The organism is Variovorax sp. LARHSF232 (genome assembly GCF_052871435.1).
Map to the genome: position 1 here is coordinate 397,271 of NZ_JBIXJS010000001.1, position 26,431 is coordinate 423,701.

Here is a 26,431-nt window from a genome sequence, read left to right on the forward strand (position 1 = left end):
GCGCCGGGGCAGCGCCCGTATAACTTCTCGGCCGGTCCGGCCGCCATGCCGGAGGCGGTGCTGCAACGCGCCGCCTCGGAGATGCTCGACTGGCAGGGCAGCGGCATGAGCGTGATGGAGATGAGCCATCGCGGCAAGGAATTCGGCGCCATCCTGGCGCAGGCCGAAGCCAATCTGCGTCAGCTTCTGGCCATCCCCGCGCAGTTCCACGTGCTGTTCATGCAGGGCGGCGGGCTGGGCGAGAACGCCATCGTTCCGCTCAACCTGTCGCGCGGCAAGTCGGTGGACTTCGTGGTCACCGGCAGCTGGAGCCAGAAGTCGCTGAAGGAAGCGCAGCGCTACTGCAGTGCGCACCTCGCCGCCAGCAATGCGGAGGGCGGCCACACCAGCCTGCCCGACCCGGCCCGCTGGCAGCTGACGGACGGCGCCTCTTACGTGCACGTGTGCTCCAACGAGACCATTCATGGCGTCGAGTTCCAGCAGCTGCCGGACCTGGCAGCATTGGGCAGCACGGCGCCGCTGGTGATCGACTTTTCTTCGCACGTGGCCTCGCGCAGCGTCGACTGGACGCGCGTTGGCCTGGCCTTCGGCGGTGCGCAAAAGAACTTGGGGCCTGCCGGCCTCACGCTGGTGATCGTGCGCGATGAGCTGCTGGGCGATGCCCTGGACATCTGTCCGAGCGCCTTCAACTACAAGACGGTGGCCGACAACCAGTCGATGTACAACACGCCGCCGACCTGGGCCATCTACATGGCGGGCCTCACCTTCCAGTGGCTGCTGCAGCAGCGCGAAGGCGAGCTGGCCGGCGTGGCGGCCATGGAAGCGCGCAACGTGGCCAAGGCCAGCCTGCTGTACGACTTCATCGACGCCTCGGCCTTCTACGCCAACAAGGTGGCGCCGAATTGCCGCTCGCGCATGAACGTGCCCTTTTTCCTGGCCGACGAGAGCCGCAACGAGGCCTTCCTGGCCGGTGCCCGCGAAGCGGGCCTGTTGCAGCTCAAGGGCCACAAGTCAGTGGGCGGCATGCGGGCCAGCATCTACAACGCCATGCCGCTGGCGGGCGTGCAGGCGCTCGTGGGGTACATGCGAGAATTCGAGCGACTTCACGCTTGATTCGCATGACCTCCCCCGCCTCGCCAACACCCCCTTCCGATCCTTCCGCCAGCCTGGCCGATCTGCGCGTGCAGATCGACTCGCTGGACCAGCAGCTGCTTGCACTCTTGAACAAGCGCGCGCATGTCGCCGAGCTGGTAGGCGAGGTCAAGAAGCGCGAAGGCACCCCTTATTTCCGCCCTGACCGCGTGGCCCAGGTCATCGAGAAGATGACCAAGGGCAACCCCGGGCCGCTCAAGAACTCGCATGTCTCGGCCATCTGGCGCGAGATCATGTCGGCCTGCCTGGCGCTCGAATCGCCGCAGCGCGTGGCGGTGCTCGGCCCCGAAGGCACCTTCTGCGAGCAGGCCGCCATCGAATACTTCGGCGGCGCCGCCGACCTGATCCACTGCGCCAGCTTCGACGAGGTGTTCCACGCCACGGCCAGCGGCAGCGCCCAATACGGCGTGGTGGGCGTGGAGAACTCCAACGAGGGCGTGGTCACGCGCTCGCTCGACATGTTCCTGCATTCGCCCACGCACGTGGTGGGCGAGGTGAGCCTGCTGGTTCGCCACAACCTCTTGCGCAAGGAAATCTCGCTGGAAGGCATCGAGGCCGTGCTGGCCCACCCGCAAGCCCTGGCCCAGTGCCAGGCCTGGCTGGCCAAGCACCTGCCGCATGCCGAGCGGCGCGCCGTCGCCAGCAATGCCGAAGGCGCGCGCCTGGCCGCCACCAACCCGGCCTGGGCTGGCTTGGCCAGCGAGCGCGCTGCCACGCAATACGGGCTGCACATCGTGGCCCACGCCATCCAGGACGACGCCTACAACCGCACGCGTTTCGCCGTCATCGCCTTGCCATCCACGCTGGCCATGCCGCCGGCCTCGGGACACGACTGCACCAGCCTGGTGGTGTCGGTGCCGAACCGGCCGGGCGCGGTGCACGACCTGCTGGTGCCACTCAAGAACAACAACGTCTCGATGACCCGCTTCGAGTCGCGCCCCGCGCGCACCGGCCAGTGGGAGTACTACTTCTACATCGACCTCGACGGCCACCCTTCCCAGCCCAACGTGGCTGCGGCCCTCGGCGAGCTGCGCCAGCTGTGCGCCTTCTACAAGGTGCTGGGCGCCTATCCCGTGAAAGCCTGAAGCGATGTTCGAGCAACTCGGGCTGATCGGCTGCGGCCTGATGGGCGGCTCCTTCGCCCTGGCGCTCAAGCGCGCCAAGCTGGTCAAGCGGGTGGTCGGCTACAGCAAGTCGCCCTCGACCACCGAACGCGCCAAGCAGTTGGGCGTGATCGACGTGGCGGCTCCATCCGCCCTGCTGGCCGTGTCCGGCGCCGACCTGGTGCTGCTGGCGGTGCCGGTGGCAGCCTCCGAAGCCACCTTCAAGGCGATCCGCCACGGCATCGGCGCCGAGACGCTGGTGATGGACGTGGGCTCGACCAAGAGCGACGTCATCGAAGCGGCGCGCATCGGGCTGGAGGGCAAGCTCAAGTGCTTCGTGCCGGCGCATCCCATTGCCGGCAAGGAAGTGGCGGGCATCGAGCACGCAGACGCTGATCTTTTTACCGGCCGCCAGGTGGTGCTCACGCCCATCAAGGCCACGCTGCGCTCCAACGTGCAGCGGGCCTCGCAGGTCTGGACCGGCGTCGGCGCCCAGGTCAGCATCATGACGCATGAGGCGCACGACAGCGCCTTTGCGGCCGTGAGCCATCTGCCGCACCTGCTGGCTTTCGCCTTCATCAATGGCATCGCCGCGCAGCCCGAGTGCCAGCAGTTCCTCGATCTGGCAGGGCCCGGCTTTCGCGACTTCACCCGCATCGCTGCCGGCGAGCCCACCCTGTGGCGCGACGTGCTGTTGGCCAACCGCGAGCAGGTGCTGCGCCAGTCGCAGGCCTTCCGACAATCGCTGGACGCGCTCGAGGCGCTGATGAGCAGCGGCCAGGCGGCCGGGCTGGAACAGGCCATCGCAGCCGCCAGCCAGTTGCGCGGCCCGTGGCGCCTGGGCAGCAGCACCGAATCGCCGGACGCCTGACCCTCTTTTTTCGTCATGTTCGACACCGTCTTTCTCGACCTTCCCGCGCTGCGGGCTGCCGGCGGCACCGTGCGGCTGCCGGGCTCCAAGAGCATCTCGAACCGCGTGCTGCTGCTGGCCGCCCTGGCCGAAGGCACGACCGAGGTGCACGACCTGCTCGACTCCGACGACACCCGCGTCATGCTGGCGGCGCTGCGCCAACTGGGCTGCGGTGTCGAGCAGCGCGCCGACGGCGTCACCCGCATCACAGGCCTGGGCGGCAAGCTCAAGGACGACGCGCGGCAGGCCGAGCTCTTCCTCGGCAACGCCGGCACCGCCATGCGCCCGCTTACCGCGGCGCTGAGCCTCCTGGGTGGCGAGTTCGAGCTGCGCGGCGTGCCGCGCATGCACGAGCGGCCCATTGGCGACCTGGTCGATGCCCTGGCGGGCCTGGGCTGCGAGATCGACTACCTGGGCAACCCCGGCTATCCGCCGCTGCGCATCCATCCGGTGGCGCATGAGGGGCTGCGCCTCGACGCGCCGATCCGCGTGCGCGGCGACGTCTCCAGCCAGTTCCTCACTGCCCTGCTGCTGGCCCTGCCGTTGGCCTCGGCACGCCAGGACGTTGTGATCGAAGTAATCGGCGAGCTGATTTCCAAGCCCTACATCGAGATCACCCTGAACCTGCTGGCGCGCTTCGGCATCGACGTTCAGCGCGAGGGCTGGAGCCGCTTCACCATTGCGGCCGGCAGCCAGTACCGCTCGCCGGGCAGCATCCATGTGGAAGCGGACGCGTCTTCGGCCAGCTACTTCATCGCGCTGGGCGCGATCGCCGCGCCGACCCCGGGGCAGGCCGGCATCCGCATCGAAGGCGTGGGCGCCGATTCGATCCAGGGCGACATCCGCTTCGTCGAAGCTGCGCAGGCGATGGGCGCCAAGGTCGAGAGCGGCACCAACTGGCTGCAGATCTCGCGCGGCCACTGGCCTTTGCGCGCCATCGACCTGGATGCCAATCACATCCCCGATGCCGCCATGACCCTGGCCGTGATGGCGCTGTTTGCCGACGGCCCCAGCCGCCTGACCAACATCGCCAGCTGGCGCGTGAAGGAAACCGACCGCATCGACGCCATGGCCAACGAGCTGCGCAAGCTCGGTGCCCAGGTCGAGACCGGGCCCGACTTCATCCGCATCCAGCCCCTGGCCGCCAGCACATGGCGTGCGGCCAGCATCCACACTTACGACGACCACCGGGTCGCGATGTGCTTTTCGCTGGCCGCCTTCAATCCGGACGGCCTGCCGGTGCGCATCCTGGACCCCAAGTGCGTTGCCAAGACCTTCCCCGACTATTTCGAGGCATTGTTCTCGGTGAGCGAACCGGCCGCGGTGCCGGTGATCTGCGTCGACGGCCCCACCGCCTCCGGCAAGGGCACCCTGGCCATGGAAGTGGCGCGCCAGCTGGGCTACCACTACCTGGACTCGGGCGCGCTCTACCGCGTCACCGGCCTGGCCATGACGCGCGCCGGCCTCACGGCTACGCCCGAGCATGAGGCGCGCATCGCCGACATGGCCCGCGCCCTGCCCCTCTCGTTCACGGACGGCAAGGTGCTGCTGGCCGGCGAAGACGTGAGTGAGGCCATCCGCACCGAGGCCGCCGGCATGGACGCCTCACGCGTGTCCGCCCTGCCGGCCGTGCGCCTGGCGCTGGCCGACCTGCAAAAGTGCTTCCGCCGCCTGCCTGGCCTGGTGGCCGACGGACGCGACATGGGCACGGTGATCTTCCCCGACGCCGCGCTCAAGGTCTTCCTGACCGCCAGCGCAGCCCACCGGGCCGAGCGCCGGTATAAGCAATTGATTTCAAAGGGAATTTCCGTTACACTTGACGGTCTTCGCCAGGATCTGGAGGCGCGCGATGCCCGGGACATGTCCCGCAGCACGGCCCCCCTGAAACCGGCGCAGGATGCTCGCCTTCTGGACAACTCCGATCAGACGATCTCGCAATCGGTCGATCAGGTGTTCCAGTGGTGGGAGCAAGTGCAGCCTTTCGAGCCTTTGTCTTGAAGGGCTGGCCCTCGGTCACCAGCTGAAGGGCTACCGTCCATCGGGTCCCCGCCGCGCGTCAGCGCACCGGCCTTGATGGGTTGTTCAACCAACCGGGCTTCTGGCCCACAAACCGCCGTCTCCAGCCTTAGAAACAGCCGCAATGGTGCGACTGGAAACCTGCGTGACGGAAGGAAAACACAATGTCTGAATCTTTTGCCGCCCTATTCGAAGAATCCCTGAAGCGCTCCGAGATGCGCTCGGGCGAAGTCATCACCGCCGAAGTCGTTCGCGTGGAGCACAACCACGTCGTCGTCAACGCAGGCCTCAAGTCCGAAGCCTACGTGCCGATCGAAGAGTTCAAGAACGACAAGGGTGAACTCGAAGTCCAGGCCGGCGATTTCGTTTCTGTTGCCATCGGCAGCGTCGAAAACGGCTACGGCGACACCATCCTGTCGCGCGATACCGCCAAGCGCCTCGCCTCGTGGATGAGCCTCGAGAAGGCGCTCGAGTCCGGCGAATTCGTCACCGGCACCACCAGTGGCAAGGTCAAGGGCGGCCTCACCGTGCTGGTCAACGGCATCCGCGCATTCCTGCCGGGTTCGCTGATCGACACGCGTCCGATCAAGGACCTGACCCCCTACGAGAACAAGACCCTCGAATTCAAGGTCATCAAGCTCGACCGCAAGCGCAACAACGTCGTGCTGTCGCGCCGTGCCGTGGTCGAAGCCAGCATGGGCGAAGAGCGCGCCAAGCTGATGGAAACGCTGAAGGAAGGCGCAGTCGTGCGCGGTGTGGTCAAGAACATCACCGAATACGGCGCCTTCGTGGACCTCGGCGGCATCGACGGCCTGCTGCACATCACCGACATGGCCTGGCGCCGTGTCCGCCACCCGAGCGAAGTCGTTCAGGCCGGCCAGGAAATCACCGCCAAGATTCTCAAGTTCGACACCGAAAAGAACCGTGTCTCGCTGGGTCTCAAGCAAATGGGCGACGACCCGTGGATGGGCGTTTCGCGCCGCTACCCGCAAAGCACCCGCCTGTTCGGCAAGGTCACGAACATCGCCGACTATGGCGCGTTCGTCGAGCTCGAGCCGGGCATCGAAGGCCTGGTGCACGTCTCGGAAATGGACTGGACCAACAAGAACATCGCGCCGAACAAGATCGTCTCGCTGGGCGACGAAGTCGAAGTCATGGTCCTCGAGATCGACGAAGACAAGCGCCGCATCAGCCTGGGCATGAAGCAGTGCAAGGCCAACCCGTGGCAAGAGTTCGCGCAAAACACCAAGCGCGGCGACCGCGTCAAGGGCCCGATCAAGTCGATCACCGACTTCGGCGTGTTCGTGGGCCTGGCTGCCGGCATCGACGGCCTGGTGCACCTGTCCGACCTGTCTTGGAACGAGCCCGGCGAAACTGCCGTGCGCAACTACAAGAAGGGCCAGGAAGTCGAAGCGATCGTGCTGGCTGTCGACGTCGACCGCGAGCGCATCAGCCTGGGCATCAAGCAGCTGGACGGCGACCCGTTCACCACCTTCACCTCGGTGAACGACAAGGGCCAGATCGTGACCGGCAAGGTCAAGACCGTGGATGCACGTGGCGCCGAGATCGACCTGGGCGGCGACATCATCGGCTACCTGCGCGCTTCGGAAATCTCGCGTGACCGCGTGGAAGATGCCCGCAACGTGCTGAAGGAAGGCGACGAAGTCACGGCCGTGGTGGTCAATGTGGATCGCAAGACCCGCAACATCCAGCTGTCGGTCAAGCAGAAGGACATGGTTGACGAGCAAGGCGCCATGGCCAGCCTGAGCCAGCAGTCGGCGCGCGAAAACGCCGGCACCACCAGCCTGGGCGCCCTGCTGCGCGCCAAGCTGGACAACAACGGCGAATCCAAGTGATTTTGCGGGACAGACCACGCGACGCGTAGCGCTGCGTGCTCTGTCCCCAACTTGCTAGGCAAATGACCCGTTCCGATCTCGTCGAAGAACTCGCCGCCCGTTTCGCGCAGCTCACGCACCGCGACGCTGAATCCGCCGTCAAGACCATCCTCGATGCGATGAGCGACGCGCTGGTTCGCGGGAACCGGATCGAGATCCGTGGCTTTGGCAGTTTCTCGGTGAGCCGCCGGCCGCCGCGCATCGGACGCAATCCGCGTTCGGGTGAAAGCGTCGCCGTGCCGGAAAAGCGCGTGCCCCACTTCAAGCCGGGCAAGGCCCTGCGCGAAGCGGTGGACGAGCGCACCGCGCAACTCGACAGCGCGCCATCGGCCCGCAAGGACTGAGCGCGAACGTAGAATCTTTCCGGCCCACCGGAAAGCATCCATGAAATACCTCCTGTGGCTGCTCAAGGCAGCCATTTTTTTTACCCTCTTCGCCTTCGCGCTGAACAACCAGCACGACGCCACCGTCAACTTCTTCTTCGGCACGCACTGGCGCGCGCCGCTGGTGCTGGTGGTGCTGGTCGCGTTTGCCGGCGGCATCGTGGTGGGCGCCTTGGGCATGCTGCCGGGCTGGTGGAAGCACCGCAGCAACGCGGCCAAACTACCGGCCGCCGCCAGCCCCGCGGCCGCACTGCCTGTCGCCAACAACGGCAGCAACAACAACAGCAACGAACTGCCCGTCGCGCGCCACCATGGACTTTGATCTCAGCTGGCTCCTTTTGGGGCTGCCGCTGGCCTTCGTGCTGGGCTGGCTGGCCTCGCGCTTCGACCTGCGCCAGCTGCGGCTGGAAAACCGCCAGGCGCCCAAGGCCTACTTTCGCGGCCTGAACTTCCTGCTCAACGAGCAGCAGGACCAGGCCATCGACGCCTTCATCGAGGCGGTGCAGAACGACCCCGACACGCAAGAGCTGCACTTCGCCCTGGGCAACCTGTTTCGCCGGCGCGGCGAGTACCAGCGCGCGGTGCGGGTGCACGAACACCTGCTGTCGCGCGGCGACCTGAGCCGGGCCGACCGCGATCGCGCCCAGCACGCGCTGGCTCAGGACTTCCTGCGCGCCGGCCTGCTGGATCGCGCCGAGGCCGCGCTGCAAAAGCTGGAAGGCACGCGCTACGAGAACGAGGCGCGACTGGCGCTGCTGGCCATCTACGAGCGCTCGCGCGAATGGACGCAGGCCTCCGCCGTAGCCCAGAAGCTCGACGAATCGGATCAGGCCAGCTACGGCACGCGGCGCGCCCACTATCTTTGCGAGCAAGCGGCCGAACACGTGTCGCGCGGCGAACTGGAAGAAGCCGAGCGCCTGCTCGCGCAGGCCGCGCAGATCGCGCCGGCAGCACCACGGCCCGCCATCGAATCGGCCGCCCTGCAACTGCGCAAGGGCGCCTCGGCCCAGGCCTTCGACACCCTGGTGGCCCTGGCGGAAACAGCACCGTTATCGCTACCGCTGTATGCGTCGCTGATGCAGCAAGCAGCCACCGCCTCCCAGCGTTCCGGCGAAGCCCTGGCCCTGCTGCAGCGCCGCTATGCGGCGGCACCGTCGATCGACGTGGTGGAAGCCATCGTGGCACTGGGCGGCACCACCCTGGTCGACGAAGAGGCCACCGCCGCCGTCTCCTGCCCCCGCGACAGCTACATCGCCCACTTGCAGCAGCAGCCCTCGCTGGTCGCCGCCAGCCGCTGGCTGGCTGGCGAGCGCTTCGACCGCGAAGCGCTGCATCCGCCGGTGCAGCGCGCCATCGAGCAGGCGGTGCGCCCCCTGATGCGCTACCGCTGCGCAGCCTGCGGCTTCGAGGCACACCAGTACTTCTGGCATTGCCCCGGCTGCCAGGCCTGGGACAGCTACCCGCCGCGTCGCGTGGAAGAACTCTGACGACGAAACGTCGGGCCCAGACGGCGAATTTTCTCCGTCAACCCGCGCCGTCGAACTCCCGTTGAGCAGGCACCGGTCCGCATCCTGCGGCCGGTGGAGCAACGCAATGCTGCTTCCAGTTCAAGAAGACATCAGGGAGACCATCAATGTTGAAGAAGATTCTGGCCAGCCTGGCCATGCTCTGCGCTGCAGCCGCCTTTGCCGCGGTGGACGCCAACAAGGCGAGCCCCGCCGAGCTCGATGGCGTCAAGGGCGTCGGCCCCGCCATGTCGCAGCGCATCGTCGATGCGCGCAAGCAGGGTGAATTCAAGAGCTGGGATGACCTCATGGCACGGGTCAAGGGCGTGAAGGGCAAGAAGGCCGAGAAGCTCTCGGCTGAAGGGCTCACCGTCAATGGCCAGGCTTACAAGGCCACCAGCGCCCCGGTCGCGGCCAAGCCGGCCACCGTCGCGGTCAAGGGCGCGCCCGCCAAGCAGTAGGCAACCCCAAAGGGCAGACAACGGGCCACCTTGTGTGGCCCGTTTTTATTGGGCACCGCGGCGCGGGCATGCAGGCAGGGAAATGCCCCAGGCCGTGGCCCGTTACTTGCACGTAAGCTCGCCTCTTCATTTTTTCCGCCGTTGTTGGAGAACCCATGAATCGCAAGCTCTGCGTCGCCCTCGCCGGACTCAGCCTGGCCCTTGCCGCCCAGGCTCAAACCAAATGGGACCTGCCCACCGCCTACCCGCCGGCCAACTACCACACCGAGAACATCACGCAGTTCGCCAAGGATGTGGACGCCGCCACGGGCGGCAAGCTCAAGATCGCGGTGCATCCCAATGCCTCGCTGTTCAAGGCGCCCGAGATCAAGCGCGCGGTGCAGAGCAGCCAGGCGCAGGCCGGCGAGATCCTGCTGGCCAACTTCGCCAACGAGAACCCGATCTACGCACTGGACGGCGTGCCTTTCCTGGCCACCACCTACCCCGAAGCCAAGAAGCTCCACGACGTGTCCAAGCCGGCCCTCGACAAGCTGCTGGCGGCCCAGGGCATGAAGGTGCTGTTCGTGGTGCCCTGGGCGCCACAGGGCATCTACGTGAAGAAGGAAATCGCCTCGGTGGCCGACCTGCGCGGCATCAAGTGGCGCGCCTACAGCCCGGCCACCGCCAAGATCGCCGAGCTGATCGGCGCGCAGCCGGTGCAGATCCAGCAGGCCGAACTGAGCCAGGCCATGGCCACCGGCGTCATCGAGAGCTACATGAGTTCCGGCTCCACCGGCTACGACACCAAGACCTACGAGCACATCAAGAACTTCTACGACACCCAGGCCTGGATTCCGAAGAACGCGGTGCTGGTCAACCTCAAGGCCTTCGAAGCGCTCGACCCGGCCACCAAGGCGGCGCTGACCAAGGCGGCAGCCGACGCGGAAGCGCGCGGCTGGAAGGTGGCTCAGGAGAAGAACGACGAGTACAAGCGCCTGTTGACCGAACGCGGCATGAAGATCCACAAGCCCTCGGCCAAGCTGGACGCCGACATGCGCCAGGTCGGCGGCATCATGCAGGCCGACTGGCTCAAGGCCGCCGGCGCAGATGGCAAGGCGATCATCGACGCCTACAAGAAGTAGGCCGCGATGCGCCGGCTGCTGGATGGTCTCTACCAGGGCGCAGGCGCCCTCGGTGCCTTCTGCGTGTTCCTGATCTTCGTGCTGATGATCGTGGCCGGCGTCGGCCGCCAGGTGAACTGGCACGTCAGCGGGCTGAACGACGCGGTGGCCTGGCTGTGCGCCGCCGCCGCGTTCTTTGCCATGGCGCATGCCTTCAGGCACGGCGACTTCGTGCGCGTCACCTTGCTGCTCGATGCGGTGCCGCCCAAGGTGCGGCGCGCGCTCGACGTCAGCTGCCTCCTGATCGCGGCGGTGGCGGTGAGCTACCTCACCTACTGGGCCACCAGCTTCACCTGGGAGAGCTACGCCTTTGCCGAAATGGCGACGGGCCTCCTGGTCATTCCCATCTGGATTCCGCAGTCCACTTTCGTGATCGGCTGCTGGCTGCTGCTGATTGCCATGATCGACGAGCTGGTCGGCGTGCTGCGCGGCGAAAAGCCCAGCTACCAGCGCGCGGTCGAAGAGCGGCACGCCGCCGGCGATTTTTCTTCCGACATCTGAAGACAGGCCCATGCTCGACACTCTTCTCATGGGCGCGCTGCTGCTCGCCATCATGCTGGTGCTGCTGGCCGGCGGCGTCTGGATCGCCATGACCCTGGCCATCGTCGGCTGGGTCGGCCAGGCCTTCTTCACCAACACGCTGCCGGGCAAGAACCTGTTTTCCGCCTTTTGGGAAAGCAACGCCAGCTGGGAGCTCGCCGCGCTGCCGCTGTTCATCTGGATGGGCGAAATCCTGTTTCGCACCAAGCTCAGCGAGGAGATGTTCGAAGGACTGCGCCCCTGGCTCAACAAGGTGCCCGGGCGCCTGATGCACACCACCATCCTGGGCTGCGGCGTGTTCGGCTCGGTCTCGGGTTCTTCGGCCGCCACCTGCGCCACCATCGCCAAGGTGGCGCTGCCCGAACTGAAGCGCCGCGGCTACAACGAGAAGCTGGCCATCGGCTCGCTGGCCACCGCCGGCACGCTGGGCATCCTGATCCCGCCTTCGATCACGATGGTGGTCTACGCGGTGGCAGCCGACGCCTCCATCATCCGCATCTTCCTGGCCGGTTTCCTGCCGGGCCTCTTGTTGATGCTGCTGTTCTCGGGCTACATCGGCTGGTGGAGCCTCACCCATCCCGACCAGGTGCCACCGGCCGACCCGCCGACGAGCTTCATTCAGAAGATCCGGCTCTCGGGCAACCTGATTCCCTGCGGACTGCTCATCGTCTTCATCGTCTGGGTGCTGGTGGCCGGCTGGGCCACCGCCACCGAGTGCGCGGCCTTCGGCGTGCTGGGCTCGCTGGCCATCGCGGCCTGGGGCAGGAGCCTGACATGGCAGAACTTCAAGGACGGGCTGATGGGCGCCACGCGCACCAGCTGCATGATCATGTTCATCCTGGCCGGCGCCGCGTTCCTGACCAAGACCATGGCCTTCACCGGCATCCCGCGCGAGCTGGCCGAGTGGGTGGACAGCATGCACCTCTCGCCCTACGCCCTGATCAGCGCACTGGTGCTGGTTTACCTGGTGCTGGGCACCGCGCTCGACGGCATCAGCATGATCGTGCTCACCGCCGCTGTGGTGCTGCCGATGGTGCAGAAGGCCGGCTTCGACCTGGTGTGGTTCGGCATCTTCGTGGTGCTGCTGGTGGAGATCGCCGAGGTCACGCCGCCGGTGGGTTTCAACCTGTTCGTGCTGCAGAACATGACGGGCAAGGACAGCAACATCATTGCCAAGGCGGCCATCCCCTTCTTCTTCTGCCTGGTGGCGTGCATCGCGCTCATCACGGTCTTTCCGGGCATCGTCACGGTGCTGCCGAATGCGGTGATGGGCGTGGAGAAGTGAGCGCGCTGCTGCCGGCCGTCATCGCCATCAGCCTGGGCGCCGCCATCGGCGCACTGGCGCGCTGGGGCCTCACGCTCTGGCTGGGCATGGGCGCTGTGCCATTGGGCACGCTGGCCGCCAACCTGATCGGCGGCTACCTGATCGGTGTGGTGGTGGCCGGCCTGGCCCTGCTGCCCGACATCTCGCCCGTGTGGCGCATGGCGCTGGTCACCGGCTTTCTGGGCGGGCTCACCACCTTTTCCAGCTTCTCGATCGAGGTCGTCACGATGCTGATGGAGGGGCGGCTGGGTATCGCGCTGGCCACCGCGGCCTCGCACGTGTGCGGCTCGCTGCTGCTGACATGGCTCGGCGTGCGCACGGTGCACGCATTCACTGCAGCCTGATCCGTCGCTCCGGCCCGCGCGGTACACGCGCACGCGTCAAGCTGGCACGGTCGGTCTATAGAATCGGCCGCGATGCCGCTGGTCCTCGTTATCGCGCTCCCCTTCATCGCCAGCATTCTTGCGGCCCTGATGCCCGCCAACGCGCGCAACCGGGAGTCGACGCTGGCGGGCCTTGTCGCGCTCGGCTGCACCATCCAGATCGCGTGGCTCTTTCCGCGGGTCGCACAGGGCGAGGTGATCGTCGAGCGCTTCCGCTGGATACCCGCGCTGGGGCTGGACATCGTGCTGCGGCTGGACGGCTTTGCCTGGCTATTCGCCATGCTGGTGCTGGGCGTCGGCGCGCTGGTGGTGCTCTATGCGCGCTACTACATGTCCTCCTCGGACCCGGTGCCGCGCTTCTTCGCCTTCTTCCTCGCCTTCATGGGCGCGATGATGGGCGTGGTGCTGTCGGGCAACCTCATCCAGCTGGTGCTGTTCTGGGAACTCACCAGCCTGTTTTCCTTTCTCTTGATCGGCTACTGGCACCACCGGCGCGACGCGCGCCGCGGCGCCCGCATGGCGCTCACCGTGACTGGCGCGGGGGGCTTGTGCCTGCTGGCCGGCGTGCTGATCCTGGGCCGCATCGTCGGCAGCTACGAGCTCAGCACCGTGCTGGCCGCCGGCGACAAGATCCGCGCCGATGCCCTCTATCTGCCGGCGCTGCTGCTGGTGCTGCTGGGCGCCTTCACCAAGAGCGCGCAGTTTCCTTTCCACTTCTGGCTGCCGCGCGCCATGGCGGCGCCGACCCCGGTGTCGGCCTATCTGCATTCGGCCACCATGGTGAAGCTGGGCGTGTTCCTGCTGGCGCGCCTGTGGCCGGTTCTCTCGGGCACCGACGCCTGGTTCTGGCTGGTCACCTGCACCGGCGCCACCACCTTGCTGCTTGGCGGCTACTTGGCGATGTTCCAGCGCGACCTGAAGGCGCTCTTGGCCTACTCCACCATCTCGCACCTGGGCCTCATCGTGCTGCTGCTGGGCCTGGGCAGCCCGATGGCGGCGGTGGCGGCGGTCTTCCACGTGATGAACCACGCCACCTTCAAGGCGTCCCTCTTCATGGCGGCCGGCATCATCGACCACGAGAGCGGCACGCGCGACATCCGCAAGCTCAGCGGCCTCTTGAAGCTGATGCCCATCACCGGCACGCTGGCCATCATCGCGAGCGCGGCCATGGCCGGCGTGCCGCTGCTCAACGGCTTCCTTTCCAAGGAAATGTTCTTCGCCGAGACCACCTTCATCCAGGCGGCGCCATGGATGAACATCGGCCTGCCGCTGGCCGCCACGCTGGCCGGCATGTTCAGCGTGGCCTATTCGCTGCGCCTGGTGGTGGACGTGTTCTTCGGCCCGCCCTGCGGCCCCGACGTGCCCAAGACCCCACACGAGCCGCCGCGCTGGATGCGAGTGCCGGGCGAGGTCCTGGTGGTGATCTGCCTGGTGGTGGGCGTCGCACCGGCCTGGTCGGTCGGCCCGATGCTCGCCGCGGCCGCGCGCCCTGTGGTGGGCGGCACCTTGCCCGACTACACCCTGGCCCTGTGGCATGGCTTCAACCTGCCCCTGCTGATGAGCTTCGTGGCGCTGGCCGGCGGCGTGCTCATCTATCGGTTGCAGCGGCGCCTGCGTGCACGGGGCGGCCTCGAGGTGACGCCGCTGCTGCACCGCTTCGACGGCCAGCGCGCCTTCGAGAACACGCTGGCGCGCCTGAGCGAAGGCGGACGGCGTGGCCGCCGCATCCTGGGCACGCGGCGCCTGCAGACCCAGCTGCTGCTGATGGTGCTGCTGGCCGTGTCGGGCGCGGCCGTCTCGCTCTACGTGCAGCCGGCGCACCACACGCCGAGCGAGCTGCTGCCCTTCTCCACCATGTTCGCCATGACCTGGCTGATCGGCGGCATCTGCGCCGTGGCCGCAGCCTGGCAGGCCAAGTTCCACCGGCTGGCGGCGCTCATGCTGACCTCCGCCGCCGGCCTGGTGTGCTGCATCACCTTCATCTGGTTCTCCGCACCCGACCTGGCGCTGACGCAGCTCATCGCCGAGGTGGTGACCACGGTGCTGATCCTGCTGGGCCTGCGCTGGCTGCCGCTGCGCAAGGCGGGCGCGCAGCCGGCGGGTTCGCGCTGGCGCCGCTGGGGCCGGCGCAGCCGCGACCTGGCGGTTGCCGGCGCCGCCGGTTGCGGCATGGCGGCGCTGTCCTGGATCTTGATGACGCGGCCCTTCCCGCAGAGCATTTCCGCCTTCTTCCTCGACCACGCGCTGAGCGAAGGCGGCGGCACCAACGTCGTGAACGTGATGCTGGTGGACTTCCGCGGCTTCGACACCTTCGGCGAGATCACCGTGCTGGGCGCGGTGGCGCTCACCGTCTATGCGCTGCTGCGGCGCTTTCGCCCCGCCGCCGAATCGATGGCGCTGCCGCCCCAGCAACTGGTGCCGCATTCGCCCTACGGCCACAGCGACCTGGTGAATCCGCGCCTCTTGCAGGACACCGCCATCGGCTACCTGATGGTGCCGGCGGTGCTGGTACGGCTGCTGCTGCCGCTGTCGGTGCTGGTGTCGGTCTACTTCTTCATGCGCGGCCACAACCAGCCGGGCGGCGGCTTCGTGGCCGGCCTGGTGATGTCGGTGGCGCTGCTGCTGCAGTACATCGTCTCGGGCGCCGAATGGGTCGAAGAGCACCTGCGCATCTATCCGCGCCGCTGGATCGCCACCGGGCTGCTGCTGGCGCTGGCCACCGGCGGCGGCGCCGTGCTGCTGGACTTTCCCTTTCTCACCACGCACACGGCGCACCTCGATCTGCCGCTCCTGGGCGAAGTGCATGTGCCCAGCGCGCTGTTCTTCGACATCGGCGTCTTCACGCTGGTGCTGGGCTCGACCATGCTGATCCTCACCGCGCTGGCCCACCAGTCGATCCGCAGTCACCGCTGGGCCGAAGAGCAGCTCGAGCGCACCGAAGCAGAGGAAGCCGCGGCCCGGGAAGCGGCAGTGGCACTGCAGGGAGCGGGCGCCTGATGCAAGCCGTGCTCGCCATCGCCATCGGCGTCCTCACCGGCTCGGGCGTCTACCTGCTGCTGCGCCCGCGCAGCTTCCAGGTGATCATGGGCCTGACCCTGCTGTCCTATGCGGTCAACCTGTTCATCTTCAGCATGGGCCGGCTCAAGGTGGACAGCGAGCCGATCCTGATTCCAGGCATCGCCTCGACCATGATCAACACCGCCGACCCGATGCCGCAAGCCCTGGTGCTGACCGCCATCGTGATCGGCTTTGCCATGACGGCCCTGTTCCTGGTGGTGCTGCTGGCCACGCGCGGGCTGCACGACACCGACCACGTGGACGGCGAAGAGGGGGAACGATGATCCAGTTCTTCGCCCTGGTCGACCGCCTGCTGGACGCCACCATGCCGCACCTGGTGGCGGCGCCGATCCTGCTGCCGCTGGTCACGGCGGGCCTGATGCTCACCCTCGAAGAGCGGCACCGCCGGCTCAAGTCGGTACTGGCGGTGGTGTCGGGCCTGCTGGGCCTCCTGGTCGCGCTGGCACTGCTGCGCTGGGTCAATGCACCGGACACCGGCAGCGGCCCGGGCTCGATCGGCGTCTACCTGCCGGGCAACTGGCGCGCGCCCTTCGGCATCGTGCTGGTGGCCGACCGCCTGTCCAGCATGATGGTGGCGCTGACCGGCGTCGTCGCCTTTGCCGCCTCCATCTATTCCACCTCGCGCTGGGACCGCGCCGGCGTGCATTTCCATCCGCTCTTGCAGCTCCAGCTGATGGGCCTGAACGGCGCCTTCCTGACCGGCGACCTGTTCAACCTGTTCGTCTTTTTCGAAGTGATGCTGGCCGCTTCCTACGGCCTGCTGCTGCACGGCTCGGGCAAGCTGCGCGCGCGCGCCGGGCTGCACTACATCGCCATCAACCTGGTGGCTTCGGCGCTGTTCCTGGTGGGCGCGGCGCTGATGTATGGCGTGACCGGCACGCTCAACATGGCTGACCTCAGCGCGCGCATCGCGCAGCTGCCCGCCGCCGACCGCGGCCTGGTGCATGCGGCCGGCGCCATCCTGGCCACCGCCTTCTTCGCCAAGGCCGGCGCCTGGCCGCTCAACTTCTGGCTGGTGCCGGCCTACAGCGCGGCGGTGCTGCCGGTCAGTGCCGTCTTCACCCTGCTGACCAAGCTGGGCGTGTACACCGTGCTGCGCCTGTGGACGCTGTTCTTCGCCGGCGACGCCACGCCTGCGGCCGAGTACTTCGGACAGAACGTGCTGACGGCCCTGGGCCTGATCACGCTGTTCGTGGCCGCACTCGGCACCATCGGCACCCAGCGGCTGGCCAACCTTGCCAGCTTCAGCGTGCTGATGTCGGCCGGCACATTGCTGGCAGCCATCGGGCTGGCCCAGCCCGGCGTATGGGCCGGCGCCCTGTACTACCTGCTGAGCTCGACCCTGGCGGCGTCCGGCTTCTTCCTTTTGATCGACATGATCGAACGCTGGCGCAATGCCGGTGCCAGCATCGCGGCCTTCGAGTCGGCCGGGGCGGCCCCCTTCCTGGCGGAAGACCTCAAGCCGCTGGCCGACGTCAACCTGGACGATGACGCGCAGGCGCTCTACGGCCGCGCCATTCCGGCCGGCGTTGCTTTTCTCGGCCTGGCCTTCGTGGCCTGCACCCTGCTGCTGGCGGGCCTGCCGCCGCTGTCGGGCTTCATCGGCAAGTTCGCGATGTTGGCCGGCGTGCTGGAGGTGCCGCGAGTGAGCGCGGCCGGCTGGCTCTTCCTGGCGTTGCTGCTGGTGTCGGGCTTCTTTACCCTGGTGGCGCTGAGCCGCGCCGGCATCCGGCACTTCTGGACCTCGCCCGACGGCGGGCAGCCTACCCTGCGTGCCTTGGAAGTGCTGCCGGTGGCCGGCCTCATCGCCGCCAGCCTGGCACTGACCCTGGGCGCCGGCCACGTGATGCAGCATGCAAGCGCCACCGCCCAGGCCCTGCGCGCGCCACAGGAGTACCGCCGCGCGGTGCTGCAGGCACGCCAAAAGCCGACGCTGCCGTCTCCCGAGAAGAAAGGCCAACCGTGATGCTCAAGCGCTGGATACCCTCGACAGCCCTGTCGCTGGCCCTGTTCGTGGTGTGGATCCTCTTGAACCAGTCGGTGCACCCGGCCACCTTGCTGCTGGCCGCGCTGCTGGCGGTGGCGGTGCCGCTGCTGACGCGCAGCCTGCGCCCCAAGCACGCAACGGTGCGGCGGCCCCTTGTCATGCTGAAGCTGGCCGGCCACGTGCTGCAGGACCTGCTGCAGTCGGCCTGGGACGTGGCGCGCCTGCTGCTGACCCACCGCACGCGCGACATCGCCTCGCACTTCGTCCAGATCCCGATGGACATGCGCGACCCGAACGGCCTGGCGGTGCTGGCCATGATCTTCTGCCTGACGCCGGGCACCGCCTGGGCCGAGCTGTCCTTTGACCGAAGCACCTTGATCATCCACGTGTTCGACCTGCGCGACGACGAGGCCTTCATTGCCCTCGTCAAGTCGCGCTACGAGCGCCCGCTGATGGAGATCTTTGAATCATGAACCCCCGCCCGGCCGCTCCGAAGAGGGCTCGCACCGCGGTGCATAGCAGGGAGCTGACCCAATGACCCCCGTGCTCTTCTGGTCCTTGAAGCTGGCGCTGCTGCTGCTGGCCGTGGCCATGCTGTGCGCGCTCTATCGCCTGCTGGCAGGCCCCACCGCGCAGGACCGCATCACCGCGCTGGATTGCCTGTACATCAACGGCATGCTGATGATGCTGGTGCTGGGCATCAACTACGCGAGCGCCGTGTACTTCGAGGCGGCCATGCTGATCGCGCTGTTCGGCTTTGTCGGCTCGACCGCCCTGGCCAAGTTCCTGCTGCGCGGCGAGGTGATCGAATGAGCCCCCGCCCGGCCGCTCCGAAGGGGGCTCGCACCTACGTTTGCAGCACGGAGATTTCCGAATGACCGACCTCATCGTCGGCCCCTTGCCTCTGTGGGCCGAAGTGCTCACGGGAATCTTCGCGGTGGTGGGCGCGGCCTTTGCCGCCATCGGCTCCTTCGGCCTGGTGCGGCTGCCGACATTTTTCCGCCGCATCCACGCGCCCACGCTGGGCGCCACCGTGGGCGTGTGGTGCACGATGATCGCCACCAGCGTCTACTTCTCGGTGCAGGGCGCCAGCCTGTTCCTGCATGCGGTGCTGATCGCCATCTTCGTGGCACTGACCGCGCCTGTCACCACCATCTTCCTGATGCGCGCCGCCCTGTTCCGGGAACGCATGAACGAGCTGCGCTCGCACAAGGTGCCGCCGGCGTCGGTGTCGCCGACGCCCGATAAAAGCGAATCGCGCTGATCGCCACCCGAGCGGCATGAACCTCACCCTGCGCCAGCTGCGGGCCTTCATCGCGGTGGCGGACTGCGCCAGCTTTACCGAAGCCGCGCGCCAGCTGCACCTGACCCAGGCCGCCATGAGCGTGCTGGTGCGCGAGCTGGAAGCCGAACTGGGTGTGCGCCTCTTGGACCGCAACACGCGGCGAGTGGAGTTGTCGGAAGCCGGCCGCGACCTCTACCCCTTTGCCCAGCGCGTGCTGCGCGAACTGGAGGACGCGGTGCACAGCGTGGGCGAGCTGCGCGACAAGAAGAAGGGCCTGTTGCGCGTGGCCGCGCCGCAGATGATGGCCTGCACCCTGATGCCGCGCGTGATCGCCGCCTACCGCCAGCAGTTCCCCGACGTCGAAGTGCAGCTGTGGGACACGGTGCCCGAGCTGATGCTGGAGCGCGTGCTGTCGGCACAGGTGGAGCTGGCCGTCGGCCCCGACGGCGCGGCCCCATCCGAACTGACACGCCAGCCGCTGCTGCGCGACCGCCATCACTTCATCTGCCAGACCGACCACCGGCTGGCCCGCAAGAAGCAGGTGCGCTGGCGCGAACTGGCCGGTCTGCCCTTCATTGCGCCCACGCACGACTTCATGCGCCGGCTCGAGCCCGAGCTGGCGGCTGCCGGCCTGTCCGCGCCGCTGGTGTTGCCGGTGCACCAGGTGTCGTACATGACCACCGCGCTGGGGCTGGTGGCCGCCGGCCTGGGCGTGACCGCCTGCCCTTCGTATGCGGCTCCGCTGGTGCAGGGGCACGGCCTGGCCATGCGGCCGCTGGTCGATCCGGTGTTCTACCGCGAGGTGTGCATCTACAGCGCTGCGGCGCGATCGCTGTCGCCGGCGGCGCAGAGCTTCGTCGATTTCATCTGCGAGTTCGTGAAGCACGAGCGCTGAGCGCCCCGGGGGCCGGATCAAGCGCCAGGCGGCATCCGGTCGAAGCTCTGCAAGGCCGGATCGACAGGGTCCCAGGCGTGGCCGCGCACGGTATAGGTCAGCATCGTCGGCTGGTAGCGGCCCGGGTCGTCCAGGCTCGCGGCGTGCACGGTGAAGACCTCGGGCATGGCCGCGAAGGTCAGATAGACCGGCGAGCCGCAGACGGGACAGAAGCCGCGGGTCTTCACGTTGCCGCTATCAGCGACCATGTCCCAATGCGTGCCCTGGCCGCTGAGCGTCACGCCCGCGCGCGGGAAGCTCAGGTAGGAGCCGTGCCCGGTGCCGCTCGTGCGCTGGCAGTCGCGGCACTGGCAATCGTTCATCGCCAGCGGTTCGCCGGCGATGTCGTAGCGGATCGCGCCGCAGGCGCAGCCGCCGGTGTAGGGCTTGCTCATGATGGCTTCCTTTCGAGATCGGGGCGCCGCAGCGCCTTGCCGGTTTCCAGCAGCGTCTTGAGGTTGGAGAGAATCATGGGCCAGCCGCCCGAGATGGCCGAGTGCATCTGGGGGTCGTTCTCCAGCTGGTCGTGCACCACCGTCAGCCGCACCATGCCGCCGACCTTCGACTCGATGTCGAATGCAACCCGCGAGTGCATTGACGCGTCTTCGCTGTCCTTGGGCCGGGCCCAGCTGAGCACCAGCCGTCTGGGCGGATCGCTCTCGAGCACCTGGCCCACCACGTCGACCGTGCCGGCTTCATCGACGCGACGGTGCGCCCAGCGGGAACCAGGCTTCCAGTCCGACACATTCACATGCGCCGGGTCATCGGTCTCCGGGTTCAGCCAGTACTGGCGCGCCACGTCCGGGTCAGTCAGCGCCTGCCACAGCTTCTGCGGCGTCGTTGCGATGTAGGTCACGTACACAAAGTCAGGTTTTGTCATCGTCATCACGCTCCAGTCTCTTCTTCAGGTTTTGCAAGGCACCCAGGCGCCCCTGCTCGAACTTGCGGACCCAGCGCTCGTACATCTCGTGCAGCGGCACCGGGTTGAGGTAGTGCAGCTTTTCGCGCCCCTGCCAGATGACGGCCACGAGGTTGGCGTCCTCCAGCAATTGCAGGTGCTGGGTCACGGCCTGGCGCGTCATGTCCATGTGCTCGCAAAGGGCCGTGAGGGTCTGGCCGTTGTCCCGATGAAGCAGGTCGAGCAGATGCCTGCGGCTGGGGTCGGCCAGCGCCTTGAAGACCTTGTCGATCTGGGCAGTCTGAACAGAAGGTGCCATGTGATTCGCAAAAAAAGCATGGGGCAATGATATGCAGGCATTTACTTGCATGTCAAGCGCCGGGATTCGAAAGGTCTCATGCGCTACAGATCATTCGTTCATTTCAAAGCAACGATTCGTTCGTTCGCCATACGCGCCCGCACTTCGAGAATGCATCGCTTCTTCCTTTCTTCGAGGCCCGCACGCATGAGCAGCATTGCCCCCGTTTCCTCTTCTTCTCTCGACACCCGCTTTGGTGACCTGCGCATTCGCCGCGTGGCCGGCCACATCGGCGGCGAGGTGCTGGACCTGAAGCTGGCGCCCGACCTGCCGCAGCACACCATCGACCAATTGAATGCCGCACTGGTGAGGCACAAGGTGCTGTTCTTTCGCGGGCAGACGCAGCTGGACGACGCCTCGCACCAGGGCTTTGGCGCGCGCTTCGGGCGCACGGTGGCGCACCCGACCGTGCCCGCGCCGCAAGGCACGCGCCTGTTCGAGCTCGATGCCTCCAAGGGCGGGCGCGCCGATTCGTGGCACACCGACGTGACCTTCGTCGATGCTTTCCCGAAAATCTCGATCCTGCGCGGCGTGACGATTCCGGCCTATGGCGGCGATACCGTATGGGCCAATGCCGCGCTGGCCTACGAGCGCCTGCCGGCGACCCTCAAGCAACTGGCCGACGGCCTGTGGGCGGTCCACAGCAACGACTATGACTACGGCGCCGAGCGCTCGCAGATCGACGATGCGCGCCTCGCGCATCACCGCAAGGTGTTTGTCTCGGCGGTGTACGAGGCCGAGCATCCGGTGGTGCATGTGCACCCGGTGTCGGGCGAGCGTTCGCTCCTGCTGGGCCACTTCGTGAAGAAGCTGGTGGACCTGTCGAGCAACGAGTCGGCGCGCATCTTCGACCTGCTGCAAAGCCGCGTCACGCGGCTGGAGAACACCGTGCGCTGGCAGTGGCGGCAGGACGACGTCGCGATCTGGGACAACCGTGCGACGCAGCACTTCGCCATCGACGACTACGGCGATCAGCCGCGTGTGGTGCGGCGCGTGACGGTGCATGGCGAAGCGGCGTTGGCCATCGATGGCCAACGCAGCCGCACACGCAGCCGACCTGAAGCCACCAACGACAAGCGCATCGACGAGCTCATCGCGCAAAGCGCCTGAGCGCCGCTCTCACATCTCGCGTACCAACGCGCGGAAGGAGCAGAATCACCCCATGAGCACCCTCGTCGTTCGCCGCCTTCTCGTGGACATGCAGGCGCCGATCGCGCGCCACTGGTGCGGCGGCGATGCCTTTCGCACCGCCTTCTTCAATGCGCTGTCGATGAGCTTTCCGGTCGGCGAGCAGTTCTTCATCGATGCGGTGCGCAGCGGCTTCAAGGCGCTGCCGGAAGAGCAGCAGGCGCAGTTCGCCACGGAGGTGCAGGGCTTCGTCGGCCAGGAGGCCACGCATCGCCGGCTGCACGCCCTGTACAACGAACACCTGGACAGCGCGGGCCTGGTCAATGACTGGGAGCCGCGCGCCCGTGCGCGTCTCGGTGCGCTCGAGGGCTTCGACATCCGGCATTGGCTGGGCATCACGGCGGCCAACGAGCATTTCACGGCCATCTTCGCGGACTGGATGCTGCGCCATCCGGAATGGCTGGGCGAAGAAGATGCGCGCCTGCGCACCTTGTGGCTGTGGCACAGCGCGGAAGAATCAGAGCATCGCAGCACCGCCTTCGACCTGTACCGCGCCGTGGGCGGCAACGAGGCCTGGCGCAAGCGCTGGTTCCGCCGCGTGTCGCTGATCTTCGTCGGCGACATGCTTCGCCAGACCGTGGCCAACCTGCGCCGCGACGGCACGCTGTGGAAGCTGTCGACGTGGAAGAACGCCGGCGTGTTCCTCTTTGCCCGGCATGGCCTGGTCACCAGCATCTTCCGGCCCTGGCTGGACTACCTTCGCGCCGACTTCCATCCCTCCCGGCACGATGACAGCGCCTCGCGCCGCTGGCTTGAAGCCAACAGCGCGGTCTATACGCAGGTTGGCACGTAGGCTCCTGGGCGCGACTACTCGATCGTCGCCCCCGACGCCTGCACGATCCCCTTCCACTTCTGGTAGTCGGTCTTGAGCAGCGCACCGAACTGATCCGGCGTCATCGCCTGCGGCTCGGCGCCCTGGGCGTGGATCGCGTCCTTCATCTCGGGCGTGGCCAAGAGCCTGTTCACCTCGGCATTGACCTTGATCACGATCTCCCTGGGAGTCGCCGCGGGCATGAACAGGCCATACCAGGTACTGACGTCGAAGTCCTTGTAGCCCAGCTCGGCCACGGTCGGAATCTCCGGCAGCGTGGTGCTGCGCTTGGCCGAGGTGACGGCCAGCGGGCGCAGCTTGCCGGCCTTGATCTGGGCCATGGCCGAGGGCAGCGAAGACACCATCAGGTCCACGTTGCCGGCCAGCACGTCCATCATGGCCGCGTTCGAGCCCTTGTAGGGCACGTGGCGGATCTTGATATTGGCCGCACTCTTGAAGATCTCGCCGGCCAGGTGGATGGTGGTGCCGTTGCCGGGCGATCCGTAGGTGATGGCGTCAGGCTCGGCACGCGCGGCGTCGACCACGTCCTTCAGCGTCTTGAAACGCGAGTCGGTGCGGGTGACGATCACCACCGGCGTGTAGGCCACGTGGGCGACGGCCGTCAGGTCCTTGGTCGGCTCGTAGCTCAGGTTCTTGTAGAGCCAGGGCGCGACGACCATGTTGTCCTTCTGGCCCATCACCATGTCGTAGCCCGTGGGCGCGGCACGCACCGCCTCGGCGATGCCGATGGTGCCGCCGGCGCCGGCGCGGTTGTCGGGCACCACCGTCCACTTCGCAACTTCGGTGAGCTTGGTCGCGACCAGGCGCGACAGGATGTCGGTGCCGCCGCCGGGCGGGAACGGCACGATCAGGCGGATCGGCTTGGCGGGGTAGGCGGCGGCCGCGTTCTGGGCGTGAACGGCGGTCAACGGAAAGGCCAGCGCGAGGCCGGCCGCGGTCAGCAGCAATCTGCGGGTGGTGTTCATCGGGGGGTGTCTCCTGTCCTGGGATCTTGCCACTGGGTTGATCTCCAGGGCGTGCAAACGAGGCAGTTTGCAGGAGAGCACCAGCCTCACCCCTCGCGATTCGCGATTGGCCCCATAGCCGATCGCGATACCCGCGGCATTCAGACTTTTGCGGGGCCGATGAGTGCGGGCGCAGTTGGCTTGCCGGCGAGCGCGGGCGCCGGTGCCGCTACCGGTACCGGTGCCGCGGCGTCGCGCTTCGTCAGCTTGCCGTCCACCGTCGCGCCGCAGTCCATTCGCAGCTGCAGATACTCGATGTTGCCGGTGACGTGCGCATTGGCCTGCAGGTCGACGAAATGATCGGCGATCACGTCACCGAAGATCGTTCCATTGACGATCAGATCGTAGCCACGCACGTTGCCCGTGATTTTGCCGTGCTCGCTCAGCACAAGCAGCGCCTGGCTGTCGGCCTTGCCGCTGACATTGCCTTTGACATGGCCATCCAGGCGCAGGCCCTCGGCGAACTCAAGGTCGCCGGCAAGCACCACGTCCCGCGCAATCAGGGTCGTGAACTTGGTTCGGCGAATATCCGGTGAACTTTTCTTGCTTCCAAACATAGACGTTTCTTTTCTGATGTAGGGGGTCAGCGGCGCGGCTGTTGCGCCTGGCTGCGCAGGAAGCGCAGCTCTTCGCTCAATCGCCTGGCTTGCGCAGCCGACGCATCGGCGGTCTCCTGGACGGCGGCTCGCGCCGCCGCCTCCTGCTCGAGCGCGAGCCGGGCGCGCGTCAGTTCCAGCCGGACGCTGTCGTCCGAGGGCTCGGCAACGCAAGGAACGCACAGCAAACGCTGCTGCTGTTGCGTGTACCCGATCGCCGCAGCGGCGCCCAGCACAAGACATGCCGTACAGGCAACGACCCACTTGCCGAAGCCGGCGATGCGCGAGCGAAGAGGCTGGAGTTCGTACGCGCGCTGCGTCAGGCGGTCAAAGCGGCGATCAACCATTCGGGCGCTCGGCGAACAAGGCCATGTAGCCGGCCGGATTGACGGGCGTTCCGTTCTCCAGCACTTCCATGTGCAGGTGCGGCCCCGTCGAGCGACCGGTCGATCCGACTTCCGCGATGTTCTGGCGCGGCAACACCACATCGCCTTGGCGCACGATCAGGCGCGATGCGTGGGCGTAGCGGGTCACGAGCCCGTTGCCGTGATCGATTTCCACGACGTGGCCGTAGCCGTCTCTCTCGCCGGCGAAGACTACGCGGCCGCCGGCGGTGGCGAGGATCGGCGTGCCAGCCGGCGCGACCAGATCGACGCCGGAATGAAAACTCAGTCGACTGTTGAATGGGTCCACGCGATTCCCGAAAGCCGAGCTGAAGCGGCCGCCGTCGATCGGAGCGCGCCCCGGGATCGATGCCCAGACGTTGGCATGCGCGACGGCCTCTCGTTCGAGCAGGGTCAGCAAGGCACCGATGCAATCGATCTGCTGCTGCGTGTTCCGGGCGGTGGTCTGCGTTGGCGCCGTCGGCACTGCCGACGCCTCGGGGCAATGCCTGGGCGGCAGCATCGGGCCGCCTTCTCCCTCGGGATCGATCTCGCCGGCAGGCTTTCGCGGTGCGGCCTTCTTGCCCGTCGTCAGGCGCGTTTGAAGATGGCGCAACTCGCCAAGCTGCTTGGCCAGGTGGGCGATGCGTGGCTCGATCTGCGCGACCGACGCATTGAGCTTGCCGATTTCACCGACCACGTAGTCGCGCGTCGTGTGATGCGCGCGCGGGTTGTCCGCGGTGCTGCTGCTGCCGGACGCAGACGACACATGCATGCCGATCGCGACACCTGCCGCGAGCGCGATGACCGAGAAGACCACAGCGGCGCCGCTCGCCATCATCAGCGCCGAACGTTGCGTGACGAAGCGGACCGACCCGCTGCTGAGGTGGAGTAATGAAAAGAACTGCATCAGGAAAATGGGGATCCGAGGGTCTGAGCCTCGGCTTTCATTTTCCTTTGTCTGCGTGTCGATTCGCCGCGTTCGGCCCGCATGAGGGCCACCGTTACATCGGGCAGTGGCTTGCAAGAGACGCGCGCGGGCGGCGTCTATTGCTA

General features: G+C 67.1%; 29 protein-coding genes. 22 read left to right on the plus strand and 7 right to left on the minus strand.

Going from position 1 to position 26,431, the window contains the following annotated elements; genetic code table 11:
* Nucleotides 1–45: 45 nt before the first annotated feature.
* From serC to ACIPRI_RS02015, 20 genes are all read left to right on the plus strand, one after another.
* On the plus strand, nt 46–1,113 hold the full coding sequence (serC, locus tag ACIPRI_RS01920; protein ID WP_446620354.1) for a 3-phosphoserine/phosphohydroxythreonine transaminase: 1,068 nt from the start codon (nt 46–48) through the stop codon (nt 1,111–1,113).
* A gap of 5 nt (nt 1,114–1,118) precedes the next feature.
* A complete protein-coding gene (pheA, locus tag ACIPRI_RS01925; protein WP_446587936.1) occupies nt 1,119–2,237 on the plus strand; it encodes a prephenate dehydratase in 1,119 nt (372 codons plus the stop codon).
* A 4-nt stretch (nt 2,238–2,241) separates the two neighbouring features.
* On the plus strand, nt 2,242–3,126 hold the full coding sequence (locus ACIPRI_RS01930) for a prephenate dehydrogenase (protein WP_446587938.1): 885 nt from the start codon (nt 2,242–2,244) through the stop codon (nt 3,124–3,126).
* Nucleotides 3,127–3,141: 15 nt separating this feature from the next.
* A complete protein-coding gene (locus ACIPRI_RS01935; RefSeq protein WP_446587940.1) occupies nt 3,142–5,163 on the plus strand; it encodes a bifunctional 3-phosphoshikimate 1-carboxyvinyltransferase/cytidylate kinase in 2,022 nt (673 codons plus the stop codon).
* Between the two features lie 182 nt (nt 5,164–5,345).
* Nucleotides 5,346–7,037, plus strand: a complete 1,692-nt coding sequence (gene rpsA, locus ACIPRI_RS01940) for a 30S ribosomal protein S1 (RefSeq protein WP_446587942.1) — start codon at nt 5,346–5,348, stop codon at nt 7,035–7,037.
* A gap of 62 nt (nt 7,038–7,099) precedes the next feature.
* Nucleotides 7,100–7,420 carry an integration host factor subunit beta gene (locus ACIPRI_RS01945; protein ID WP_446587944.1) on the plus strand — a complete coding sequence of 107 codons (321 nt, stop codon included), beginning with the start codon at nt 7,100–7,102 and terminating at the stop codon, nt 7,418–7,420.
* 40 nt (nt 7,421–7,460) lie between these two features.
* Nucleotides 7,461–7,781: a LapA family protein gene (locus tag ACIPRI_RS01950; protein ID WP_446587946.1), complete on the plus strand. Its 321-nt coding sequence runs from the start codon at nt 7,461–7,463 to the stop codon at nt 7,779–7,781.
* On the plus strand, nt 7,771–8,946 hold the full coding sequence (gene lapB, locus ACIPRI_RS01955; RefSeq protein WP_446587948.1) for a lipopolysaccharide assembly protein LapB: 1,176 nt from the start codon (nt 7,771–7,773) through the stop codon (nt 8,944–8,946). The genes ACIPRI_RS01950 and lapB overlap by 11 nt, the downstream gene beginning before the upstream one ends.
* A gap of 146 nt (nt 8,947–9,092) precedes the next feature.
* Nucleotides 9,093–9,425, plus strand: a complete 333-nt coding sequence (locus ACIPRI_RS01960; RefSeq protein ID WP_446587950.1) for a ComEA family DNA-binding protein — start codon at nt 9,093–9,095, stop codon at nt 9,423–9,425.
* Nucleotides 9,426–9,580: 155 nt separating this feature from the next.
* Nucleotides 9,581–10,546, plus strand: a complete 966-nt coding sequence (locus tag ACIPRI_RS01965) for a TRAP transporter substrate-binding protein (protein WP_446587952.1) — start codon at nt 9,581–9,583, stop codon at nt 10,544–10,546.
* 6 nt (nt 10,547–10,552) lie between these two features.
* Complete coding sequence (locus ACIPRI_RS01970; RefSeq protein ID WP_446587954.1) at nt 10,553–11,086, plus strand: TRAP transporter small permease; 534 nt, start codon at nt 10,553–10,555, stop codon at nt 11,084–11,086.
* A 10-nt stretch (nt 11,087–11,096) separates the two neighbouring features.
* On the plus strand, nt 11,097–12,410 hold the full coding sequence (locus ACIPRI_RS01975; protein ID WP_446587956.1) for a TRAP transporter large permease: 1,314 nt from the start codon (nt 11,097–11,099) through the stop codon (nt 12,408–12,410).
* 5 nt (nt 12,411–12,415) lie between these two features.
* Nucleotides 12,416–12,793: a fluoride efflux transporter CrcB gene (crcB, locus tag ACIPRI_RS01980; RefSeq protein WP_446620355.1), complete on the plus strand. Its 378-nt coding sequence runs from the start codon at nt 12,416–12,418 to the stop codon at nt 12,791–12,793.
* 72 nt (nt 12,794–12,865) lie between these two features.
* Nucleotides 12,866–15,829 (plus strand): monovalent cation/H+ antiporter subunit A, encoded by a 2,964-nt coding sequence (locus ACIPRI_RS01985; protein ID WP_446587958.1) that lies wholly within the window; start codon nt 12,866–12,868, stop codon nt 15,827–15,829.
* Nucleotides 15,829–16,173 (plus strand): Na+/H+ antiporter subunit C, encoded by a 345-nt coding sequence (locus tag ACIPRI_RS01990; protein ID WP_446587960.1) that lies wholly within the window; start codon nt 15,829–15,831, stop codon nt 16,171–16,173. The genes ACIPRI_RS01985 and ACIPRI_RS01990 overlap by 1 nt, the downstream gene beginning before the upstream one ends.
* The gene (locus ACIPRI_RS01995; RefSeq protein ID WP_446587962.1) at nt 16,170–17,876 is read left to right on the plus strand and encodes a monovalent cation/H+ antiporter subunit D; all 1,707 of its coding nucleotides are present in this window, start codon (nt 16,170–16,172) and stop codon (nt 17,874–17,876) included. The genes ACIPRI_RS01990 and ACIPRI_RS01995 overlap by 4 nt, the downstream gene beginning before the upstream one ends.
* Complete coding sequence (locus ACIPRI_RS02000; RefSeq protein ID WP_446620356.1) at nt 17,876–18,370, plus strand: Na+/H+ antiporter subunit E; 495 nt, start codon at nt 17,876–17,878, stop codon at nt 18,368–18,370. The genes ACIPRI_RS01995 and ACIPRI_RS02000 overlap by 1 nt, the downstream gene beginning before the upstream one ends.
* 61 nt (nt 18,371–18,431) lie before the next feature.
* Nucleotides 18,432–18,710: a K+/H+ antiporter subunit F gene (locus ACIPRI_RS02005; protein WP_446587964.1), complete on the plus strand. Its 279-nt coding sequence runs from the start codon at nt 18,432–18,434 to the stop codon at nt 18,708–18,710.
* A gap of 61 nt (nt 18,711–18,771) precedes the next feature.
* On the plus strand, nt 18,772–19,161 hold the full coding sequence (gene mnhG / locus ACIPRI_RS02010; RefSeq protein WP_446587966.1) for a monovalent cation/H(+) antiporter subunit G: 390 nt from the start codon (nt 18,772–18,774) through the stop codon (nt 19,159–19,161).
* Between the two features lie 16 nt (nt 19,162–19,177).
* Nucleotides 19,178–20,077, plus strand: coding sequence for a LysR family transcriptional regulator (locus tag ACIPRI_RS02015; RefSeq protein WP_446587968.1), 900 nt, complete (start codon nt 19,178–19,180; stop codon nt 20,075–20,077).
* Nucleotides 20,078–20,094: 17 nt separating this feature from the next.
* On the opposite strand, the gene ACIPRI_RS02020 is transcribed toward ACIPRI_RS02015, so the two are convergent.
* Genes ACIPRI_RS02020 through ACIPRI_RS02030 form a run of 3 tightly spaced genes read right to left on the minus strand, consistent with a single transcriptional unit; the run spans nt 20,095 to nt 21,333 of the window.
* Nucleotides 20,095–20,511 (minus strand): GFA family protein, encoded by a 417-nt coding sequence (locus ACIPRI_RS02020; protein WP_446587970.1) that lies wholly within the window; start codon nt 20,509–20,511, stop codon nt 20,095–20,097.
* Nucleotides 20,508–20,996 carry an SRPBCC family protein gene (locus ACIPRI_RS02025; RefSeq protein ID WP_446587972.1) on the minus strand — a complete coding sequence of 163 codons (489 nt, stop codon included), beginning with the start codon at nt 20,994–20,996 and terminating at the stop codon, nt 20,508–20,510. Before ACIPRI_RS02025 ends, ACIPRI_RS02020 begins: the two co-directional genes overlap by 4 nt.
* Complete coding sequence (locus ACIPRI_RS02030; RefSeq protein WP_446587974.1) at nt 20,983–21,333, minus strand: ArsR/SmtB family transcription factor; 351 nt, start codon at nt 21,331–21,333, stop codon at nt 20,983–20,985. Before ACIPRI_RS02030 ends, ACIPRI_RS02025 begins: the two co-directional genes overlap by 14 nt.
* A 186-nt stretch (nt 21,334–21,519) precedes the next feature.
* Between ACIPRI_RS02030 and ACIPRI_RS02035 the strand changes: the two genes are divergently transcribed.
* Nucleotides 21,520–22,482, plus strand: a complete 963-nt coding sequence (locus tag ACIPRI_RS02035; RefSeq protein ID WP_446587976.1) for a TauD/TfdA dioxygenase family protein — start codon at nt 21,520–21,522, stop codon at nt 22,480–22,482.
* Between the two features lie 52 nt (nt 22,483–22,534).
* Entirely contained in the window at nt 22,535–23,353 is an 819-nt protein-coding gene (locus tag ACIPRI_RS02040; RefSeq protein ID WP_446587978.1) for a metal-dependent hydrolase, read from the plus strand.
* Between the two features lie 14 nt (nt 23,354–23,367).
* On the opposite strand, the gene ACIPRI_RS02045 is transcribed toward ACIPRI_RS02040, so the two are convergent.
* From ACIPRI_RS02045 to ACIPRI_RS02060, 4 genes are all read right to left on the minus strand, one after another.
* Nucleotides 23,368–24,357, minus strand: a complete 990-nt coding sequence (locus ACIPRI_RS02045; protein WP_446587980.1) for a Bug family tripartite tricarboxylate transporter substrate binding protein — start codon at nt 24,355–24,357, stop codon at nt 23,368–23,370.
* A gap of 140 nt (nt 24,358–24,497) precedes the next feature.
* A complete protein-coding gene (locus ACIPRI_RS02050; protein WP_446587982.1) occupies nt 24,498–24,953 on the minus strand; it encodes a bactofilin family protein in 456 nt (151 codons plus the stop codon).
* Nucleotides 24,954–24,979: 26 nt separating this feature from the next.
* Nucleotides 24,980–25,339: a hypothetical protein gene (locus ACIPRI_RS02055; RefSeq protein ID WP_446587984.1), complete on the minus strand. Its 360-nt coding sequence runs from the start codon at nt 25,337–25,339 to the stop codon at nt 24,980–24,982.
* Nucleotides 25,332–26,285, minus strand: coding sequence for a M23 family metallopeptidase (locus ACIPRI_RS02060; RefSeq protein ID WP_446587986.1), 954 nt, complete (start codon nt 26,283–26,285; stop codon nt 25,332–25,334). Before ACIPRI_RS02060 ends, ACIPRI_RS02055 begins: the two co-directional genes overlap by 8 nt.
* Nucleotides 26,286–26,431: the final 146 nt, after the last annotated feature.

Excerpts from the sequence above, each read along its gene's own strand:
- ACIPRI_RS01930 (WP_446587938.1), top strand. The coding sequence starts at position 2,242 with ATGTTCGAGCAACTCGGGCTGATCGGCTGCGGCCTGATGGGCGGCTCC.
- ACIPRI_RS02000 (WP_446620356.1), top strand. The coding sequence starts at position 17,876 with ATGCTCAAGCGCTGGATACCCTCGACAGCCCTGTCGCTGGCCCTGTTC.
- ACIPRI_RS01990 (WP_446587960.1), top strand. The coding sequence starts at position 15,829 with ATGCAAGCCGTGCTCGCCATCGCCATCGGCGTCCTCACCGGCTCGGGC.
- ACIPRI_RS01945 (WP_446587944.1), top strand. The coding sequence starts at position 7,100 with ATGACCCGTTCCGATCTCGTCGAAGAACTCGCCGCCCGTTTCGCGCAG.
- pheA (WP_446587936.1), top strand. The coding sequence starts at position 1,119 with ATGACCTCCCCCGCCTCGCCAACACCCCCTTCCGATCCTTCCGCCAGC.
- mnhG (WP_446587966.1), top strand. The coding sequence starts at position 18,772 with ATGACCGACCTCATCGTCGGCCCCTTGCCTCTGTGGGCCGAAGTGCTC.
- ACIPRI_RS01975 (WP_446587956.1), top strand. The coding sequence starts at position 11,097 with ATGCTCGACACTCTTCTCATGGGCGCGCTGCTGCTCGCCATCATGCTG.
- serC (WP_446620354.1), top strand. The coding sequence starts at position 46 with ATGCCGGAGGCGGTGCTGCAACGCGCCGCCTCGGAGATGCTCGACTGG.
- ACIPRI_RS01995 (WP_446587962.1), top strand. The coding sequence starts at position 16,170 with ATGATCCAGTTCTTCGCCCTGGTCGACCGCCTGCTGGACGCCACCATG.
- ACIPRI_RS02050 (WP_446587982.1), bottom strand. The coding sequence starts at position 24,953 with ATGTTTGGAAGCAAGAAAAGTTCACCGGATATTCGCCGAACCAAGTTC.
- ACIPRI_RS01950 (WP_446587946.1), top strand. The coding sequence starts at position 7,461 with ATGAAATACCTCCTGTGGCTGCTCAAGGCAGCCATTTTTTTTACCCTC.
- lapB (WP_446587948.1), top strand. The coding sequence starts at position 7,771 with ATGGACTTTGATCTCAGCTGGCTCCTTTTGGGGCTGCCGCTGGCCTTC.
- ACIPRI_RS02045 (WP_446587980.1), bottom strand. The coding sequence starts at position 24,357 with ATGAACACCACCCGCAGATTGCTGCTGACCGCGGCCGGCCTCGCGCTG.
- rpsA (WP_446587942.1), top strand. The coding sequence starts at position 5,346 with ATGTCTGAATCTTTTGCCGCCCTATTCGAAGAATCCCTGAAGCGCTCC.
- ACIPRI_RS01960 (WP_446587950.1), top strand. The coding sequence starts at position 9,093 with ATGTTGAAGAAGATTCTGGCCAGCCTGGCCATGCTCTGCGCTGCAGCC.
- ACIPRI_RS01970 (WP_446587954.1), top strand. The coding sequence starts at position 10,553 with ATGCGCCGGCTGCTGGATGGTCTCTACCAGGGCGCAGGCGCCCTCGGT.
- ACIPRI_RS02005 (WP_446587964.1), top strand. The coding sequence starts at position 18,432 with ATGACCCCCGTGCTCTTCTGGTCCTTGAAGCTGGCGCTGCTGCTGCTG.
- ACIPRI_RS01935 (WP_446587940.1), top strand. The coding sequence starts at position 3,142 with ATGTTCGACACCGTCTTTCTCGACCTTCCCGCGCTGCGGGCTGCCGGC.
- ACIPRI_RS01985 (WP_446587958.1), top strand. The coding sequence starts at position 12,866 with ATGCCGCTGGTCCTCGTTATCGCGCTCCCCTTCATCGCCAGCATTCTT.
- ACIPRI_RS02055 (WP_446587984.1), bottom strand. The coding sequence starts at position 25,339 with ATGGTTGATCGCCGCTTTGACCGCCTGACGCAGCGCGCGTACGAACTC.
- ACIPRI_RS02060 (WP_446587986.1), bottom strand. The coding sequence starts at position 26,285 with ATGCAGTTCTTTTCATTACTCCACCTCAGCAGCGGGTCGGTCCGCTTC.
- ACIPRI_RS02035 (WP_446587976.1), top strand. The coding sequence starts at position 21,520 with ATGAGCAGCATTGCCCCCGTTTCCTCTTCTTCTCTCGACACCCGCTTT.
- ACIPRI_RS02020 (WP_446587970.1), bottom strand. The coding sequence starts at position 20,511 with ATGAGCAAGCCCTACACCGGCGGCTGCGCCTGCGGCGCGATCCGCTAC.
- ACIPRI_RS02015 (WP_446587968.1), top strand. The coding sequence starts at position 19,178 with ATGAACCTCACCCTGCGCCAGCTGCGGGCCTTCATCGCGGTGGCGGAC.
- ACIPRI_RS02040 (WP_446587978.1), top strand. The coding sequence starts at position 22,535 with ATGAGCACCCTCGTCGTTCGCCGCCTTCTCGTGGACATGCAGGCGCCG.
- ACIPRI_RS01965 (WP_446587952.1), top strand. The coding sequence starts at position 9,581 with ATGAATCGCAAGCTCTGCGTCGCCCTCGCCGGACTCAGCCTGGCCCTT.
- ACIPRI_RS02030 (WP_446587974.1), bottom strand. The coding sequence starts at position 21,333 with ATGGCACCTTCTGTTCAGACTGCCCAGATCGACAAGGTCTTCAAGGCG.
- ACIPRI_RS02025 (WP_446587972.1), bottom strand. The coding sequence starts at position 20,996 with ATGACAAAACCTGACTTTGTGTACGTGACCTACATCGCAACGACGCCG.